This is a genomic window from Pantoea sp. XAF26B01_ASV70, assembly GCF_054512635.1.
The window spans coordinates 392,922-407,233 of the sequence record NZ_JBTNCJ010000002.1 but is presented as its reverse complement, the minus strand read 5'-3'; the positions used below and the strand labels follow the sequence as shown (position 1 = coordinate 407,233).

Sequence of the window (14,312 nt, the reverse complement as noted above, 5' to 3'; positions counted from 1 at the left end):
ATGAAAAAACTCAATCCTACTAATTATTGTGCTCGTGCGATATTTTTAATTTTATCGTTATTAACCAGTCATGCATACGGCAGTGTTACTATTTTAGGAAGTAGGATAATTTATCCAGAAAAATCTGGTTCGGTGGATGTACTGTTAAAAAATAATGACGATATTCCTTATGTCATTCAGACCTGGTTTGATGATGGAGATACTGATTCTCAACCGCAAAAACAAAATAATGCGATTTTTATTTCATCACCTCCTGTATTTCGTATTCAGCCACGCTCAGGTCAAATCATCAGAGTGATCTTTTCATCCAGTAGAAAATTAGCAACCGACAGGGAGACGCTTGGGTGGTTCAATATGCTACAGATACCACCTTCAAATCTGGATGATTCAAAAAATAAAAACGCTATGTTAGTTATAGTCCGAAATCGAATAAAAACATTTTACAGGCCTGCTGCTATCGGTAACCCCGGGAATATTCTCAAAAACTTGAAGTTAACTTATGTGTACGATTTAAAAAAAGGAGGTGGCATCGAAATTGAAAATCCTCAGCCATGGCATGCATCAATCGTTGATATTAAAGCAAATATTAATAGTGGAACCTATAAAAGTGATGCTGAGATGATTCCACCGTTTTCAAAAAAAACGTTTTGGTTCAACTCTTCAAAATTGCGTCCTAACGACAGTGGCGAAGTAATCGTAGCAGCGATTAATGATCAAGGAGCAAGATTAAGTGAAAGATATAACATTAATCACAAATAATAAAAAACTTGCTATATTCTCATTTATTTTTACTTTCTGCACTTCCAAAGTAGGTCATTGCGATGATTATTTTTTTGATTCATCTATGTTCAAAGGTACTGCCTATGGGAAAAATATTGACCAATTTAACCATGATGCAACGCCTTCAGGTAATTATATTGTTGATATCTATCTGAACGGGAATCTTGTTTCATCCCAGGAAAAAGTTAATTTTACAGAAAGTCACGATAGTAAAGGTGCACAGCCCTGCCTGACACCACAACAAATGCAGAAACTTCAGTTAAAAATCACTGATAAAGACATAGCCACTCATGCGTGCAGGAGCCTGGTAAAATGGTCTGAAAAGGGAGGCTGGGAGTTTGATCAAGCCTCACTTCGTTTACAACTCACGATCCCCATGACGGAGTTAAATAGAAAACCCCGAGGTTACATACCTCCATCAGAGTGGGATAAAGGAATTACAGCGTTATTTTTTAGACATAATACTAACTTTACATGGACCAATAATACTGATTCTGATTTTGAATATAAGTACCTTTGGAGTGGCATTACAGCAGGCACTAACTTAGGCAAATGGCAACTGCGTCATCAAGGAAATTTTCGTTATATTGATGCCAGCACGGGCAGCAGTGCATATGATTATAACTCTGTTAGAACATGGATACAGCGTCCACTTGAAAATTTCAATAGTCAGATTTCCATTGGTGACAATTACACTGATAATTCTCTGTTTGGCAGTTTATCTTTTAATGGGATTAAACTGGCCACCGACGAAAGAATGTGGCCGCAGGGTAAGCGCGGTTATGCCCCTGAAGTGCATGGTGTTGCATTATCAAACGCCCGTGTGGTTGTTAAGCAGCTTGACAAGGTAGTTTACGAAGTAAATGTTCCACCCGGCCCATTCATTATTGATGATTTATATAACACGCGCAGCCAGGGTGACCTTAAAGTTGAAGTTATCGAGGCAAATGGTAAAAGTTCTACATTCATTGTCCCGTATTCTTCAGTCCCTGATTCCGTTCGTCCTGGCACCTGGCATTATTCGGTTTCATTAGGCCGCGTAAGACAATTTTATTCAGTTGAAAATGAATTTTTTGAGGGGATTTTGCAGAGAGGCTTAAGCAACAGCATTACCGGAACGGCTGGCTCCAGACTGGCTAAGGACTATCAGGCATGGCTGGTTGGGGGAGTCTGGTCAACCAGCGCGGGAGCAATTGGCGTTAATAGTACTTTTTCAAATGCAAAAGTCGAAAATGATGAGACTCTGAGAGGGTGGCGAGGAGAAGTTAGCTACAGCAAAACATTCCAGACTAAGACCAATTTAGTTCTTGCTGCCTATCGTTACTCTACCAGCGGATTCAGGGATCTACAGGATGTACTTGGTGTAAGACGTCAGAGTCACTCGAATATTGATTACTATTCCGATACGTTGCATCAGCGGAATCGTCTGTCTGCCACAGTTAGTCAGTCCATGGATAATCTTGGTTTACTTAGCCTGAGTGCGAGTACTTCTGACTACTATAATAATCAATCACGCATCACTCAGTTACAATTAGGCTACAACAATAACTGGAAAAAAATCAGTTATGGCTTAAATTTCGGACGACAAAGAACATCCTGGAACTATAGCAGAAGTCGTCTCGATTTTGATAAAAATCAGGATGACAGTCGACGTGAAAAATACACCGAAAATACGTTTTCTTTTAATGTTTCTGTACCGCTGGACTGGGGTAGAAGCCTTTCCTCTGTTTCATATAATTATAATCAATCAAAGGAAACCCGCTCATCCATTGTTTCTACTACAGGATCGCTTGGTGAAAACAGGGAACTTTCATACTCAGTATATGCAGGCACAGATCATGCGCGTAGTTCATCAGATGAAGATACAACAACATTTGGTGCCAATATGCAACAGAATAGCCGCATAGGTAGCTTACGCGCAAATTATGGTCAAGGTGATCACTACCGACAGGCTGGCTTAGGAATGAGTGGAACAGTGTTGATTCATAAAGGTGGCATCACGGCAGGGCCTTACACTAATGATACTTTCGCTCTGATTCATGCAGAAGGTGCGGAAGGCGCAGAGGTTCAAAATGGTCAAGGTGCTGTGGTAGATAGTTACGGATACGCAATTTTACCTTCACTAACGCCATATCGCACAAACGATGTAAGTTTGAATACTTTGAAAATGAATCCTGATGCAGAATTAAGCGGCGGAAGCAAGCGAGTCGTTCCCTATGCGGGTGCTATTGCCAAAGTTAACTTCTCCACTATAAGGGGAAAAGCACTCCTTATTAGCCTTGTTACTGAAGCAGGCGATACGCCTCCTATGGGTGCTGAAGTTCATGATGCAGAAAGTAATTTAATAGGTGTCATAGGGCAAGGTGGGCAGCTTTATGCAAGGGTACCGAATAATTCAGGAACATTAAGAGTTGACTGGGAAGATAATGAAAAGAAACGTTGTCTGGTCAGTTATCAGCTTGATAGATCCATGAATGAGTCAATTATTCATCTCAATCGCACGTGTAAAAAGGCGTAGATTATGAAAAAAGAAAAAATGATTATTTCATTATTATGTTCTTTTTTTGGTTTTAGTTTTCCTGCTTTGTCTAATTGCATAAAAGTAACAAGTACATCATCTCTTTCTGCTCAGGCGATATCAGCAGGATATACCGCATCGCCATGGACTGGGGCGTGCGATACTTGCTCTGGGAATTTAGGTTTACCTTCAGTAGTCAGCCTTAGCAGTGGTTCTTTCCAGCCATCAGGTACTCTTCTGGCGAGTTCTGTTGCTAGCTTTATTAACTCAGCAAGCAATAAAAGTTACAGCCCAAACCAGATTCTTTTCAGATGTGAACTTAATGACAGTGATAGTCTCTATGAAATGTATGCTACAAATGGTGATAGCACATATGCTGGCAGAAATGCTGCATCAGAATTAGACGGCGCGTATTTCGATGTGGCTAAAAATGTCGCTGTGCGCATGACAAATGTGGCGACGGGTGAGTATTACAGCCGGTTCTGGAAAGCCAGAAGACTCAATGCTGATAGCTGGTATTCTGATGAAAAATATATCTATGTACCTGCAAGTGCTTTCAGTGATGTCTTATACGAAATGTTTAAAATCGATGCGACTAATTATTATATGAATGGTGCCAGCAGATATGTCGATCTTATGACACAGCCGCGTGGCTACATAGCTTTTAAGGGACCAGGTCTCGCGACTAACAACCTTTCTCCTGGTCAGGATAGCGCCAGTAACTTCCCAGGATTCTATGATATATGGCCAGCTGCGTGGAGTACTTATAAAGATGTTACTTACATCCGTGGGGCGCTTTGTGAGGTTTTAGATTATCCTTCACTGGTTATATTACCCCCGATTAGTGTTGGTGCATTACGTGGTGGCGGAAGTAGTCAGACCCCATTCAACATTAGTCTGCAATGTGATGCCGGAGCGGTTTCTGATACGAACAACTCAACAAGTACTTCAGCAAACGTAGCAATGGGTTTTTTAGTTAATCAGGCAAGTGCAGTTCGTCAGGCTAATAATCTTGGACTGGTAAATAGCGGTGGGGGTCTGACCTGGCTTCTTGACACTAATTATGGTAGTGGAGGTGTCGCGTCAGGGGTTGGAATAAAAATTTATGATAAAACTGGTACACCTATCAATCTTCTGCCTGAGCAAGGTAGTAAAGGTTCCGGTAATATCCGAGGCTGGTATGCCTATAAAGATCTTACCTCATTAGTATCTTCTGATTATGCAGAAATTTATAGTGGTGACTTTACTGCATCACTTGAAGCTATCAGCGGGCAGAATGTTTCGTCAGGTACAGTCAATGCGCAATTACAAGTTGTTATCAGTTTTCAGTAATGTTTTTATAGCCGCTACTTTTATTTTAAGCTTAGAATCTTTTGCAGCGGTTAATGTTGATAAAACACGTCTGATTTTTAATTCTTCAGATATGACTCAAACTATTAATCTATATAACAATAGTTCAAGTCCTGCTGTTGTTCAACTATGGACTGATGATCAGGATATCAATGTTTCTCCTGATGAAAGCAAAACACCGGTGATCGTGTTGCCGCCAGTATTGAAGATACTACCTAATGAAAAACGTTCTTTGCGTGTCATACTGACGACCAGGAAAGAGTTGACGTCAGATCGTGAATCTCTTTATTGGTTAAATATTTATCAAATACCATCAATTATTAAGTCAAAAGACAGAGATATGAATAAGATCTTTTTCCCGTTGCGTTTGAGGTTGAAAGTTTTTGTCCGTCCTGCTCATTTAGGATCACCTTCATTTGATGATATGCAAAAGTTGAAGTTTTTAAAAAGAGGAGCTGAGTTAAGGGTTGTCAACCCTACCGCATGGTATGCATCCTTGAATGTCAGTATTCCTGGGTTCAAAAAAATAAATAAAATCATGATCGCTCCGCTTGCTGAAGCGTCAATCCAGACAGAAAGAGAAATAACAGAAGATAAAATAAATTATGAAGTTATAGGTGATAGTGGGTTCTCTGTTATGCATACTACAAAAATCACTTCACTTTATGATTCCCTTAAATAAAATGCAATTAATAAGGCAACGCTCGGAGGTTGTAATGCAAAATAATCTTTATCATGGTATGACTGAAACAGAACTGGATGAAGCTTACAACAATACTGCAATTGTCAAAGACTTCGATGGATTATTAAAAAAACTACAAGCGAGAAGTCGTGCGCTCTACAAAAAGTATCACTGGATCCGTGATCGGTCTTATGGCCGTAAGCCCCGGCAACGCTACGACTTCCTGTCATCTGGTATAAAAAACTCGCCTACTTATATTTTTATACACGGTGGGTATTGGACACATTGTAATAAAGAAGATTTTGCCTTTATTGCGCAGGGACCTCACGCAAACGGCATGAATGTCATTCTGGCTGAATATACTCTTGCACCTGATGCAACAATGACAGAAATTGTTAATGAAATCGGGCACCTGATTAAGAAAATCAAAGACGATCAGGATTTTCTAGGGGTCCGCGATAGTCCGCTATACCTGGCTGGTCATTCCGCAGGTGGACATCTTGCCGCACTTTACCGCTCACATCATGCTATATCCAGGGTACATATGATCAGTGCACTCGTGGATCTTAATCCGATAAGTATGTGTTGGTTGCAAGATAAATTAAAGTTAACGCCTGTAGAAATAAAATTATATAGCCCACTTTTTCATCTGGAAAAAGGTGCTCCAACGCTGGTTTCGGTTGGTGGCGATGAGTTACCTGAACTTATAAGGCAGTCAAGCTGTTATGCAGACGAATTAGTCAGGATAGATAAATCAGTGAAAATGTTTACTCTTCCCATGGCAACCCATTTCACCATATTAGATGATTTAGCTAATCCTGATGGGTTTCTTATGAAGCAATTCATGACTCTGAAAAAACCGGGCACTCCTAAAATATACTAACTTATTAGGCTGTAGTAATAATTTCGGTTTTTATGCAATTTTATCTATTCGCATTTTTAAAAGGCTACAACATGAAGTTAAAACTCTCACGCCGTAAATTACTAAGAAGTATTCCTTTACTGACGGGTAGCGCTTTTTTATCACATTCGTTACTTAATAATGTTTATGCTACGAGCGGTTCGTCTGTTTATAACAACTCATCAGTAACTGAAAATTTATTTAATGCAGGGGCTTCATTAAACAAAACTCTCATAACCTATTTTCAGGTGCCTATGCAAAAACGTTTGAGGGTCAATGAAAAAGAGATACAGGGAAAGCCCTATTCGCACTTCTTTAACAGCAGACTTGATGCTCCACTCGAAATGGTTACTTCTCTGGAAAAGGGCCCATTAGCAAAAAATCACATCCTGCCTCCGACAATTGAGGGGCTAAAGGTTTTATTAGAAGATTTCGATAAATATCCACCATCCGGATACGGTGTAGTTGAAGATGGGCCATGTGCTTATGCGCAAAGCCAGCATCTCTTTCCTGGAGTAACGACGGATATGTTCAGGTGGTGGTTTACCTGGCATCCAGTTGAAAGTGAGCGTTATTATCTGTGGTTCCCTCATGCACATATTCATAATTCTGTTGCAGATCCTAAGCGATTAGCTGATAGCAGTCTGAGTTATGATAAGCGCCTATACGGAAACCCTAATCACATAATTGAATATATCGGTGAGAACTATCTCGATGGAATTATTAATTTTGACGCTCCGGAAAGCCTGGGTTTAGATAGTGAACTACTGAGACGAAACAATTTCACCTTTAACGCGAGTGGCATAATTACCCCTTATGATCATCGCTTAACACCACTGGTCATGATGATTCATCTTGGGCGCGATACTCCAGCTGGTATGCAAATGATAAACCGTTACTGGATAGGGACACATCCGTCGTGGAATCGCTTTTCAAATTTTCCAAACGGAGCAAAGCTTTCTGAAGAATACATTACCAGGGCAGGTATGAACGCGGAATCGTTAGAGTTATTTGCATATGAAATGGCAGTGCATGATATGACAGAATTTACGTCGCTGGGACGCTTCCTGCCTCATATTTATAAGGAATTCGCCTGATAACAGATAAGACAGGAAAATATCAGACGCCAGCGAATATGAAAGATTCCATGAGTATTTTTGTGTTTTGCCGGGGCCTCTGTCCCGGTTTTTTTACCTTCTCTGTTTAACCGATTATATTGAATATGTGCCATAACGAACTTAAGAACTTCGGTGTATTTTACCCACCATCGACTGTAAAGACCTGCGTAATTCCATGGGTCAAAAGCTTCATTAATTATCCCCTGGACGATATTTATGGAGTCACAACTATTTCATTTTTCATCAGCAACTCTTATTTTTAAATATAGCCCTGCTGATACCGGTAATCGCTGCTTTTAAAAAAGTTATCAGCCATTATGTTCTTCCTCCAATCGAGTCATTTTTTACGTATCACTTGTTTGTGTACGTCACTGGTTAATCAGGCAGGCCGGAGTACGATAACGGCATATCGACAGCCCTGAGCCGTTTTATTTCTGAACACGCAGTCAGCCGGATCGCCCAGTTCCAGACAATCGCCAGCAGCCATCTCATAGGTGCTGGAACCTGCTTCAAAAGTCAGTGTCCCTTCAATTACCCATATCAGCTGGCGTCTTGAAACATAGGAGATTGCCGGCATCGGCACAGCGGTATTTGCCGGCAGTTCGACACTGACCAGATCGACCGGCATCTCGCCCGGTGAAACGTGGCGACGCAGATAGCCGGTTTCCGGATCCTGCCACACCGGCTGATTTTCATGCCTGACCAGCGTCCCGGTTTGCACTTCGGTCTGAGCAAGCAGCTGTGAGATAGTCATATCAAACGAGCCTGAGAGGCGCGCTAACAGAACCGCCGTCGGGCTGCTCTCCCCACGCTCAATCTTATGGATCATCGCCCGTGAAACGCCTGAGTTATCAGCCAGCTCGGTAAGTGACCAGCCGCGTTTTTCCCTTTCCTCTTTTACCTTCTGACCGATGCGGATGTTCAGGCTGTCTTCTTTGCTGGACTTTTTATCTAACATAATGGATAACTATCATAGTGAACAATTCATCTACTTTAGTGAGTGAGCAAAGGGGTGTCCACCATGATTATCCGTGCGGCTGTAGAGAGCGATGCTGAAATCATCGCAGAGATTTATAACGATGCGGTGCTTAACACCACCGCGATCTGGAATGAAAATCGTATTGATGTGGCTAACCGCATCACGTGGATAAACAGCCGCCAGCAGGCCGGTTTTCCTGTGATTGTGGCGACAGACAAAGATGATACCGTGCTGGGATATGCCTCTTATGGTGACTGGCGTCCCTGGGACGGATATCGTCATACGGTTGAGCATTCGGTTTATGTTCATAAAGATGCACGAGGTAAAGGCGCGGGTGCCGCCCTGATGCAGGGGCTTATCCAGCTTGCTCGCGAAGCCGGGAAGCACGTTATGGTGGCGGCGATTGAATCGGAAAATGCAGCATCCATAGCCCTGCATAAAAAACTGGGATTTATTGAGGCTGGCAGAATGACGGAGGTTGGAACTAAGTTTGGACGCTGGCTGGATTTGACATTTTTGCAGCTGCGTCTGGATGACCGTAAACGACCCTGAGTTGTCCCTTAAAGTGAATCCTTTGATGATACTTCCGGCAGGATGCCGATCCCCGCAGAAGAAAGCTATATCTGGAAAACGTTTGATTGCGCAGATCGTTTAAAGCGAGAAACGAAGTCGCAGCGAACCAGGAGATAGCAAATTTGCACGTCAGCCGATATAACAGATAAATAACAACCCATCGCAGAGGACATCATGGCGCTTTCGCACGAATTAATCCTGATCTTCACCACCTACTTTGTCGCTACAGCCAGTCCCGGGCCAAGTAATATGGCGATAATGGGAACGGCAATGAAAAAGGGCAGGGGTGCCGCACTGGCGCTGGCTGCGGGTGTCGTGAGTGGTTCGATGCTCTGGGCGCTGCTGGCCGCCTGCGGTGTGCTGACCGTGCTGGCCACCTTCGCACAGTTGCTGATCGTATTAAAAATTGGCGGAGGGTTATATCTGTTATGGCTGGCGTTTAAAGCCGGCAAATCTGCGATACGCCGCACTGAGGCCAGCGATTTTAAAGCCAGCGATGAGCGTGTCGCGTATGGCAGACTGTTCCGTCAGGGGATACTGATGCATATCGGCAACCCCAAAGCGATTCTTACCTGGGTGGCCATTATGTCGTTTGCACTGAAGCCGGATGTGGTCGCCGCCACGCTGCCGATAATCATCTGCGGCTGTGCGGTGATTTGCGTGGTTGTGTTCGGCGGCTATGCTCTGCTGTTCTCAACTGCCGTGATGGGCGCATTTTACCGTCGCATTCGTCGCGGACTCGATGCGCTATTAGCCTGCTGCTTTGCGCTGGCAGGGCTGAAACTGGTATTCAGCCGCAGTTAGTACTGATGAAGGTGTACGAGGGGTTATCCGCTTCTGGCTCAAATCCGCAAAAGATCATGCAATGAGCCGGAGCGGCATTAAATTAACAAGGTTGCGGTAGCGCTTCAGCAGCCCCTTACTTTAACACCACTATGATCAGGCAAGTAGTCAGACAATCCAGGAATCTGAGTGAACAGGATGATGAAATGAAAGGCGCATGTCTGTGTGAAACCGTTGTTTTCGAAATATCAGTAACCCCCACGCGCTATTACCGTTGTCACTGTTCTTTGTGCAGAAAACAGAGCGGAACCGGCTATAACCTGGCAACGATCGTAAAAGAGAGTGACTTCAGCTGGATTTCTGGTGAGAGCCAGATCGCGTCATGGCGCAAACCCACAGGTTATCGCAACGATTTTTGCGCCAGCTGTGGCTCCACAGTGCCTAACCGGTTGCGTGGCAGGCCTTATATCTGGCTTCCGGTTGGTTTACTCAGTGAGCCTGCCGATATGCAGTGCACAGGTGATTATTGTACTGATGACGCCATGCCCTGGGACACAATCCGTTCAGAGACAAATCATGCCGGGCCGGTAGATTCGCTGGACTCTCTTCTGACGAGCTTAATGCTTTTTGATTGATGGCAGTGATGCTTCTTTGTTATTCAAAAAGTTACTGAGTCAAAGCGACCCCATTAACGGAAAACAGACGTTATTCCGGCAGCCTGTGTTCATCGATCATTTTTCGTTAGCTGTAATCCCCAGTAGTCAGAACAGGCTTTAACATCGCGGGGAGAAGGAAGCAGAAGTTTTGGCAGTCTGACCTGGTCGTAAAGCTTTTTATGGCGCTTTCGATTCTGCGGGGCAGTACGGAGAATATATTTCAGCATCTCCAGGCTCATCTGCTCTCTGCCCATCCCCAGGCCGCCAATACGCGGCGTGGATGAGTAACATCTGCGAATGTACCGCAGCAGTGCCACTGTCACTTTTACATCCAGCAGAATTAAGCCTGTGGCACGCGCGAATCGTTCTTCAATGCATTTGGTGTAATTACCCTCCATCACCCATCTTTCCTGACTCACCGCCTCAGCATGCAAACGGAGAAATTCTGCCGGTGCTCTGGGCATCCATTGACTGTCCGGAATATGGTGAAGCTGATCCAGATGAACTGCTGGTAGATCTGTTTTGCGAGCAATGGCTTCAGCTAAGGTCGATTTTCCGCTGTTCGAGGGACCCATAATACAAATGCGCGGCCCAAGCGCGTCTAATGGAAGTGCACTATTCACAACGTCTCCTCTGAATTAACCCTGTCTGAAATGGATAAATGCGCGGCTGCTAATACGCAGACCGCTATGGATGAGTTTGCCGCTGCACTCCATGAGGTGCTGGCTGAAGGCCAGGTGGGCCGTAATCAGTATGATAATTCGGATACCTCGGAAGCCATGGCGCTGACCCTGACGCAGTCTAAGCTCCATAAACTGATAGAAAAATATGTCTCCGGCGATAACCAGAAGCAGGCGAATGACATTGCTGATGAGATGATAAGCGTCAAAGTCGCCATTCGTGAACGTCAGACGTTGCTGGGAGCACAGGATACGCTGGCGTTAGCCATACGTCATGGAACACGCGACATGCAGGAGAGCGCACGTGACTATCTCAGCCAGGTTAAGAGCGCAACCGCACGGCCACAGGTGGAGCTGGCCGGGATGATGGAAGCCATGAAGTCGGGCCGTGATATGGACTCTGTCTTCAGCACCTTTGCCGATTTGATTCGTGCCACGCCGAATCCTGACAACAAAGCACAGCCCTCCATTGATGGCGCACTCAGTCAACTGGAGGTTTATCGCCAGCAGTGGCAGGCGTTCACTGAAAAATACGCTTCTTAATGTTCTTATGATCCTGCAGGCAGCACCTCCGTCCCGGCGAAGCAATTTGCCTGAAAGCGGCGTCTGCAGGATCTCCTCCTGACGTTACGCAGTCAGGCGCTGCGATGAGGGACTGTTAATCCCACGCGCTGTCAGCACTCCACCCTGATAGTGACCCTCTGCCAGAAACCACAGATACCGCCCTGGACAAAAAGCACAGATTACACATTTACAAATTTAAATGTGTAAATATAATGTCGCCTCTTCACACATCAGAGGATTTTTTGTCATGCCGTCACTTTTTACCCCCTTGAGTCTGGGCGACCTTCAGCTTCGTAACCGCATTGTACTGCCGCCGCTGACGCGCTGCCGCAGTGAACAACCGGGCAACATTCCCGGCGAGATGATGGTGGAGTACTACCGCCAGCGTTCCAGCGCGGGACTGATGATCACCGAAGGCACCCAGATTGAGCCTCGCGGGCAGGGCTATGCATGGACGCCGGGGATCCACAGCGAAGCGCAGATCGCCGGCTGGAAAAAGGTTACAGAGGCAGTACATCAGCAAGGGGCCACGATTTTCTGCCAGCTCTGGCATGTTGGCCGCGTGTCGCATAATGAACTGCAGCCGGGCAAGCAGGCACCCGTTGCCCCTTCAGCCATCGCAGCCGATAACGTCCGGGTATTTATTGAAACCGGGCCTGGCGCCGGCATATTGACCGCACCCAGCGAGCCACGCGCACTGACTACATCGGAAGTTAAAGAGATTGTAGAGCTTTACCGACGCGCGGCGGAGAATGCCAAAGCGGCCGGTTTCGACGGTGTGGAACTGCATTCCGCCAACGGTTATCTGATTAACCAGTTTATTTCTGAGCACACCAACTTCCGTACGGATGAATATGGCGGCTCTGCTGAGAATCGTCTGCGCTTCCTGCGAGAAGTCGTTGAGGCGGTCAGCTCAGTATTTGGCAGCCACCGCGTTGGCGTCAGATTTGCACCTCTGTTTACCAGTACCGACGAAGAGCGCGTCTATCTCGGCCTGGTTGAAAGTGATCCACACGCGACCTACATCCGCGCAGCAGCACTGCTGAACGAGCTGGAAGTTGGCTATCTCTCCATTGCTGAAGCCGACTGGGACAACAGCCCGGAGATGCCAGAGAGCTTCCGTGTCGCGCTGCGGGAAACATTCCGCTCTCCGATCATCTATTCGGGTCGCTACACGGCTGAAAAAGCGCAGCATGTGCTGGAAAAAGGCTGGGGCGATCTGTTTGGTTTTGGCCGCTCATTTATCGCTAATCCCGATTTGCCCGCGCGGATTAAATCAGGATATCCGCTGAATGAGGTCGATCACGCCTCCCTGTATGGCGGCACTGAGAAAGGCTATACTGACTATCCATTTTACCCATCCTGATATTCTGTGAGGCGGCATGTCCCCCGAAAATGCCCTGAAGTTACTGTCCAACCCGACCAGAGTGGCAGTGCTGAAGTGGCTTAAAAATCCTGACGAAGCGTTTGCGGGCTATACCCAGCTCTATCCCTTCGATCAGTATGGCGTTTGTGCCAGCCTCATACAGGACAAGGCGGGCTTATCACAGCCCGCCACCTCGTTATGCCTGAAAGCACTTCACAATGCGGGGCTGGTTGAAGCCAGCAAAGTCGGGAAATGGACTTACTATCGCCGCGCCGAACCGCGCATTCGTGAAATAACCGATGCGGTAACCCAATCGCTGCAGGCGCTTTAAAAGCGACGGCGTACAGGGTAATGTAGATGTCAGCACCATCCTTCTGAGGGTGACTTCACCGAACGCATTAACTCAGGGTCAGAAAATGTTTATGTCAGTTCTGTCTTTCACAACCGTCACCACCACCGCCTCTGGCGGCGGCGTGAGCGACTCTGTGACTGGCACCTGACACAACAGATTCTCACTCCCCGCCGAACCGGACGGGGAGCTGTTCTCCGTTCTTAAAAACTGAATGGAGACAGGTCATGGTTACATCTGAAAGTGCACTTTTAATTATCGACATGCAGCAGGGCCTTTTTAATGGTCCCGAGGCTCCCTTTGCCGCAAATTCGATCTTGTCGAATACCTCAATTCTCATTACTAAAGCCCGGGCTTCTGCCGTCCCCCTCTTTTTCGCACGCCATATCGGCCCGGATGATTCCCCTTTTAACGAGCAAAGCCCGCTGACGCGCCTGATCCCGGAATTGCAGGTTAACCCGCAGAGTGATGTCGTCTTCACCAAAAGATATCCCAGCTGTTTCAGGGATACTGGCCTGCAGCTTCAGCTGAAGCAAAAGGGCATTAAGCAACTGGTGATTGCGGGGATGAAAACAGAGTTCTGCGTTGATACTACCTGTCGGGCAGCCCCGGAGCTGGGTTTTAACGTCGTACTGATTTCCGATGCGCACACCACCGTCGATAATCCCCACCTCTCTGCGGAGAAGATTATTGCGCATCACAACCAGACGCTGGCGGGCCCCTTTGTGACGCTGGCAACCGCAACTGACTGGCATTTCGGTTCTGCCGGTTAAGTCCGATTTTCTTACCCGGTTCTATGCAGTCTGCTTGACGAAGCTGTCTGCTTAACTTACAACTAAATCCGTCAGGGGAGTCTCGCCAGAGAGACTGAGAGGCTAATAGCGCACCGCGCGGCTTAGCGACCCTTAGAACCTGACCCAGTTGATACTGGCGTAGGAAGACGGGTATCTCATCAGATACTTGCCGCAGGGGCGCATTCGCAACGTTCCTGCCTTTTCCCTCTGTATCACGGG

At 46.0% G+C, this 14,312-nt stretch carries 15 protein-coding genes and 1 riboswitch; of the genes, 13 read left to right on the top strand and 2 right to left on the bottom strand.

Annotation, left to right across the window (positions count from 1 at the left end):
• From ACX8ZY_RS21425 to ACX8ZY_RS21400, 6 genes are all read left to right on the top strand, one after another.
• Positions 1 to 759: a fimbria/pilus periplasmic chaperone gene (locus tag ACX8ZY_RS21425; RefSeq protein ID WP_459261220.1), complete on the top strand. Its 759-nt coding sequence runs from the start codon at positions 1 to 3 to the stop codon at positions 757 to 759.
• Positions 731 to 3,298 carry a fimbrial outer membrane usher protein gene (locus ACX8ZY_RS21420; RefSeq protein WP_411828342.1) on the top strand — a complete coding sequence of 856 codons (2,568 nt, stop codon included), beginning with the start codon at positions 731 to 733 and terminating at the stop codon, positions 3,296 to 3,298. Before ACX8ZY_RS21425 ends, ACX8ZY_RS21420 begins: the two co-directional genes overlap by 29 nt.
• An 18-nt stretch (positions 3,299 to 3,316) precedes the next feature.
• Entirely contained in the window at positions 3,317 to 4,630 is a 1,314-nt protein-coding gene (gene stbD, locus ACX8ZY_RS21415; RefSeq protein ID WP_233267966.1) for a fimbrial usher protein StbD, read from the top strand.
• Positions 4,596 to 5,330, top strand: coding sequence for a fimbrial assembly chaperone (locus ACX8ZY_RS21410; RefSeq protein ID WP_158132248.1), 735 nt, complete (start codon positions 4,596 to 4,598; stop codon positions 5,328 to 5,330). The genes stbD and ACX8ZY_RS21410 overlap by 35 nt, the downstream gene beginning before the upstream one ends.
• A 34-nt stretch (positions 5,331 to 5,364) precedes the next feature.
• A complete protein-coding gene (locus tag ACX8ZY_RS21405; RefSeq protein ID WP_158132249.1) occupies positions 5,365 to 6,213 on the top strand; it encodes an alpha/beta hydrolase in 849 nt (282 codons plus the stop codon).
• A gap of 71 nt (positions 6,214 to 6,284) precedes the next feature.
• On the top strand, positions 6,285 to 7,328 hold the full coding sequence (locus tag ACX8ZY_RS21400) for a DAPG hydrolase family protein (protein WP_031292536.1): 1,044 nt from the start codon (positions 6,285 to 6,287) through the stop codon (positions 7,326 to 7,328).
• 400 nt (positions 7,329 to 7,728) lie between these two features.
• Here the strand turns inward: ACX8ZY_RS21400 and ACX8ZY_RS21395 are convergent, their stop codons facing one another.
• Positions 7,729 to 8,307, bottom strand: coding sequence for a helix-turn-helix domain-containing protein (locus tag ACX8ZY_RS21395; protein WP_010670714.1), 579 nt, complete (start codon positions 8,305 to 8,307; stop codon positions 7,729 to 7,731).
• 63 nt (positions 8,308 to 8,370) lie between these two features.
• On the opposite strand from ACX8ZY_RS21395, the gene ACX8ZY_RS21390 reads away from it, so the two are divergent.
• The 3 genes from ACX8ZY_RS21390 (at position 8,371) to ACX8ZY_RS21380 (ending at position 10,319) form a co-directional block, all read left to right on the top strand.
• Positions 8,371 to 8,880 (top strand): GNAT family N-acetyltransferase, encoded by a 510-nt coding sequence (locus tag ACX8ZY_RS21390; RefSeq protein ID WP_045140174.1) that lies wholly within the window; start codon positions 8,371 to 8,373, stop codon positions 8,878 to 8,880.
• A gap of 195 nt (positions 8,881 to 9,075) precedes the next feature.
• A complete protein-coding gene (locus ACX8ZY_RS21385) occupies positions 9,076 to 9,705 on the top strand; it encodes a LysE family translocator (RefSeq protein ID WP_158149947.1) in 630 nt (209 codons plus the stop codon).
• 185 nt (positions 9,706 to 9,890) lie between these two features.
• Entirely contained in the window at positions 9,891 to 10,319 is a 429-nt protein-coding gene (locus tag ACX8ZY_RS21380) for a GFA family protein (RefSeq protein WP_158149946.1), read from the top strand.
• 89 nt (positions 10,320 to 10,408) lie between these two features.
• On the opposite strand, the gene ACX8ZY_RS21375 is transcribed toward ACX8ZY_RS21380, so the two are convergent.
• On the bottom strand, positions 10,409 to 10,963 hold the full coding sequence (locus ACX8ZY_RS21375) for a P-loop NTPase family protein (RefSeq protein WP_233267961.1): 555 nt from the start codon (positions 10,961 to 10,963) through the stop codon (positions 10,409 to 10,411).
• 66 nt (positions 10,964 to 11,029) lie between these two features.
• Between ACX8ZY_RS21375 and ACX8ZY_RS21370 the strand changes: the two genes are divergently transcribed.
• The 4 genes from ACX8ZY_RS21370 to ACX8ZY_RS21355 all read left to right on the top strand — a co-directional run bounded on the left by ACX8ZY_RS21370 (position 11,030) and on the right by ACX8ZY_RS21355 (position 14,072).
• Positions 11,030 to 11,563 (top strand): hypothetical protein, encoded by a 534-nt coding sequence (locus ACX8ZY_RS21370; RefSeq protein WP_242462817.1) that lies wholly within the window; start codon positions 11,030 to 11,032, stop codon positions 11,561 to 11,563.
• A gap of 268 nt (positions 11,564 to 11,831) precedes the next feature.
• Positions 11,832 to 12,950, top strand: a complete 1,119-nt coding sequence (locus ACX8ZY_RS21365; RefSeq protein WP_033760155.1) for an alkene reductase — start codon at positions 11,832 to 11,834, stop codon at positions 12,948 to 12,950.
• A 16-nt stretch (positions 12,951 to 12,966) separates the two neighbouring features.
• Positions 12,967 to 13,281 (top strand): ArsR/SmtB family transcription factor, encoded by a 315-nt coding sequence (locus ACX8ZY_RS21360; protein WP_010247494.1) that lies wholly within the window; start codon positions 12,967 to 12,969, stop codon positions 13,279 to 13,281.
• A gap of 245 nt (positions 13,282 to 13,526) precedes the next feature.
• Entirely contained in the window at positions 13,527 to 14,072 is a 546-nt protein-coding gene (locus ACX8ZY_RS21355) for a cysteine hydrolase family protein (protein ID WP_158132253.1), read from the top strand.
• 63 nt (positions 14,073 to 14,135) lie between these two features.
• Positions 14,136 to 14,255: riboswitch (TPP riboswitch) on the top strand.
• The last annotated feature ends 57 nt before the right edge of the window (positions 14,256 to 14,312 follow it).

Coding starts and splice junctions, on each gene's coding strand:
- ACX8ZY_RS21425 (WP_459261220.1), top strand. CDS start 1: ATGAAAAAACTCAATCCTACTAATTATTGTGCTCGTGCGATATTTTTA.
- stbD (WP_233267966.1), top strand. CDS start 3,317: ATGATTATTTCATTATTATGTTCTTTTTTTGGTTTTAGTTTTCCTGCT.
- ACX8ZY_RS21410 (WP_158132248.1), top strand. CDS start 4,596: ATGCGCAATTACAAGTTGTTATCAGTTTTCAGTAATGTTTTTATAGCC.
- ACX8ZY_RS21405 (WP_158132249.1), top strand. CDS start 5,365: ATGCAAAATAATCTTTATCATGGTATGACTGAAACAGAACTGGATGAA.
- ACX8ZY_RS21400 (WP_031292536.1), top strand. CDS start 6,285: ATGAAGTTAAAACTCTCACGCCGTAAATTACTAAGAAGTATTCCTTTA.
- ACX8ZY_RS21395 (WP_010670714.1), bottom strand. CDS start 8,307: ATGTTAGATAAAAAGTCCAGCAAAGAAGACAGCCTGAACATCCGCATC.
- ACX8ZY_RS21390 (WP_045140174.1), top strand. CDS start 8,371: ATGATTATCCGTGCGGCTGTAGAGAGCGATGCTGAAATCATCGCAGAG.
- ACX8ZY_RS21385 (WP_158149947.1), top strand. CDS start 9,076: ATGGCGCTTTCGCACGAATTAATCCTGATCTTCACCACCTACTTTGTC.
- ACX8ZY_RS21380 (WP_158149946.1), top strand. CDS start 9,891: ATGAAAGGCGCATGTCTGTGTGAAACCGTTGTTTTCGAAATATCAGTA.
- ACX8ZY_RS21370 (WP_242462817.1), top strand. CDS start 11,030: ATGGATGAGTTTGCCGCTGCACTCCATGAGGTGCTGGCTGAAGGCCAG.
- ACX8ZY_RS21365 (WP_033760155.1), top strand. CDS start 11,832: ATGCCGTCACTTTTTACCCCCTTGAGTCTGGGCGACCTTCAGCTTCGT.
- ACX8ZY_RS21360 (WP_010247494.1), top strand. CDS start 12,967: ATGTCCCCCGAAAATGCCCTGAAGTTACTGTCCAACCCGACCAGAGTG.
- ACX8ZY_RS21355 (WP_158132253.1), top strand. CDS start 13,527: ATGGTTACATCTGAAAGTGCACTTTTAATTATCGACATGCAGCAGGGC.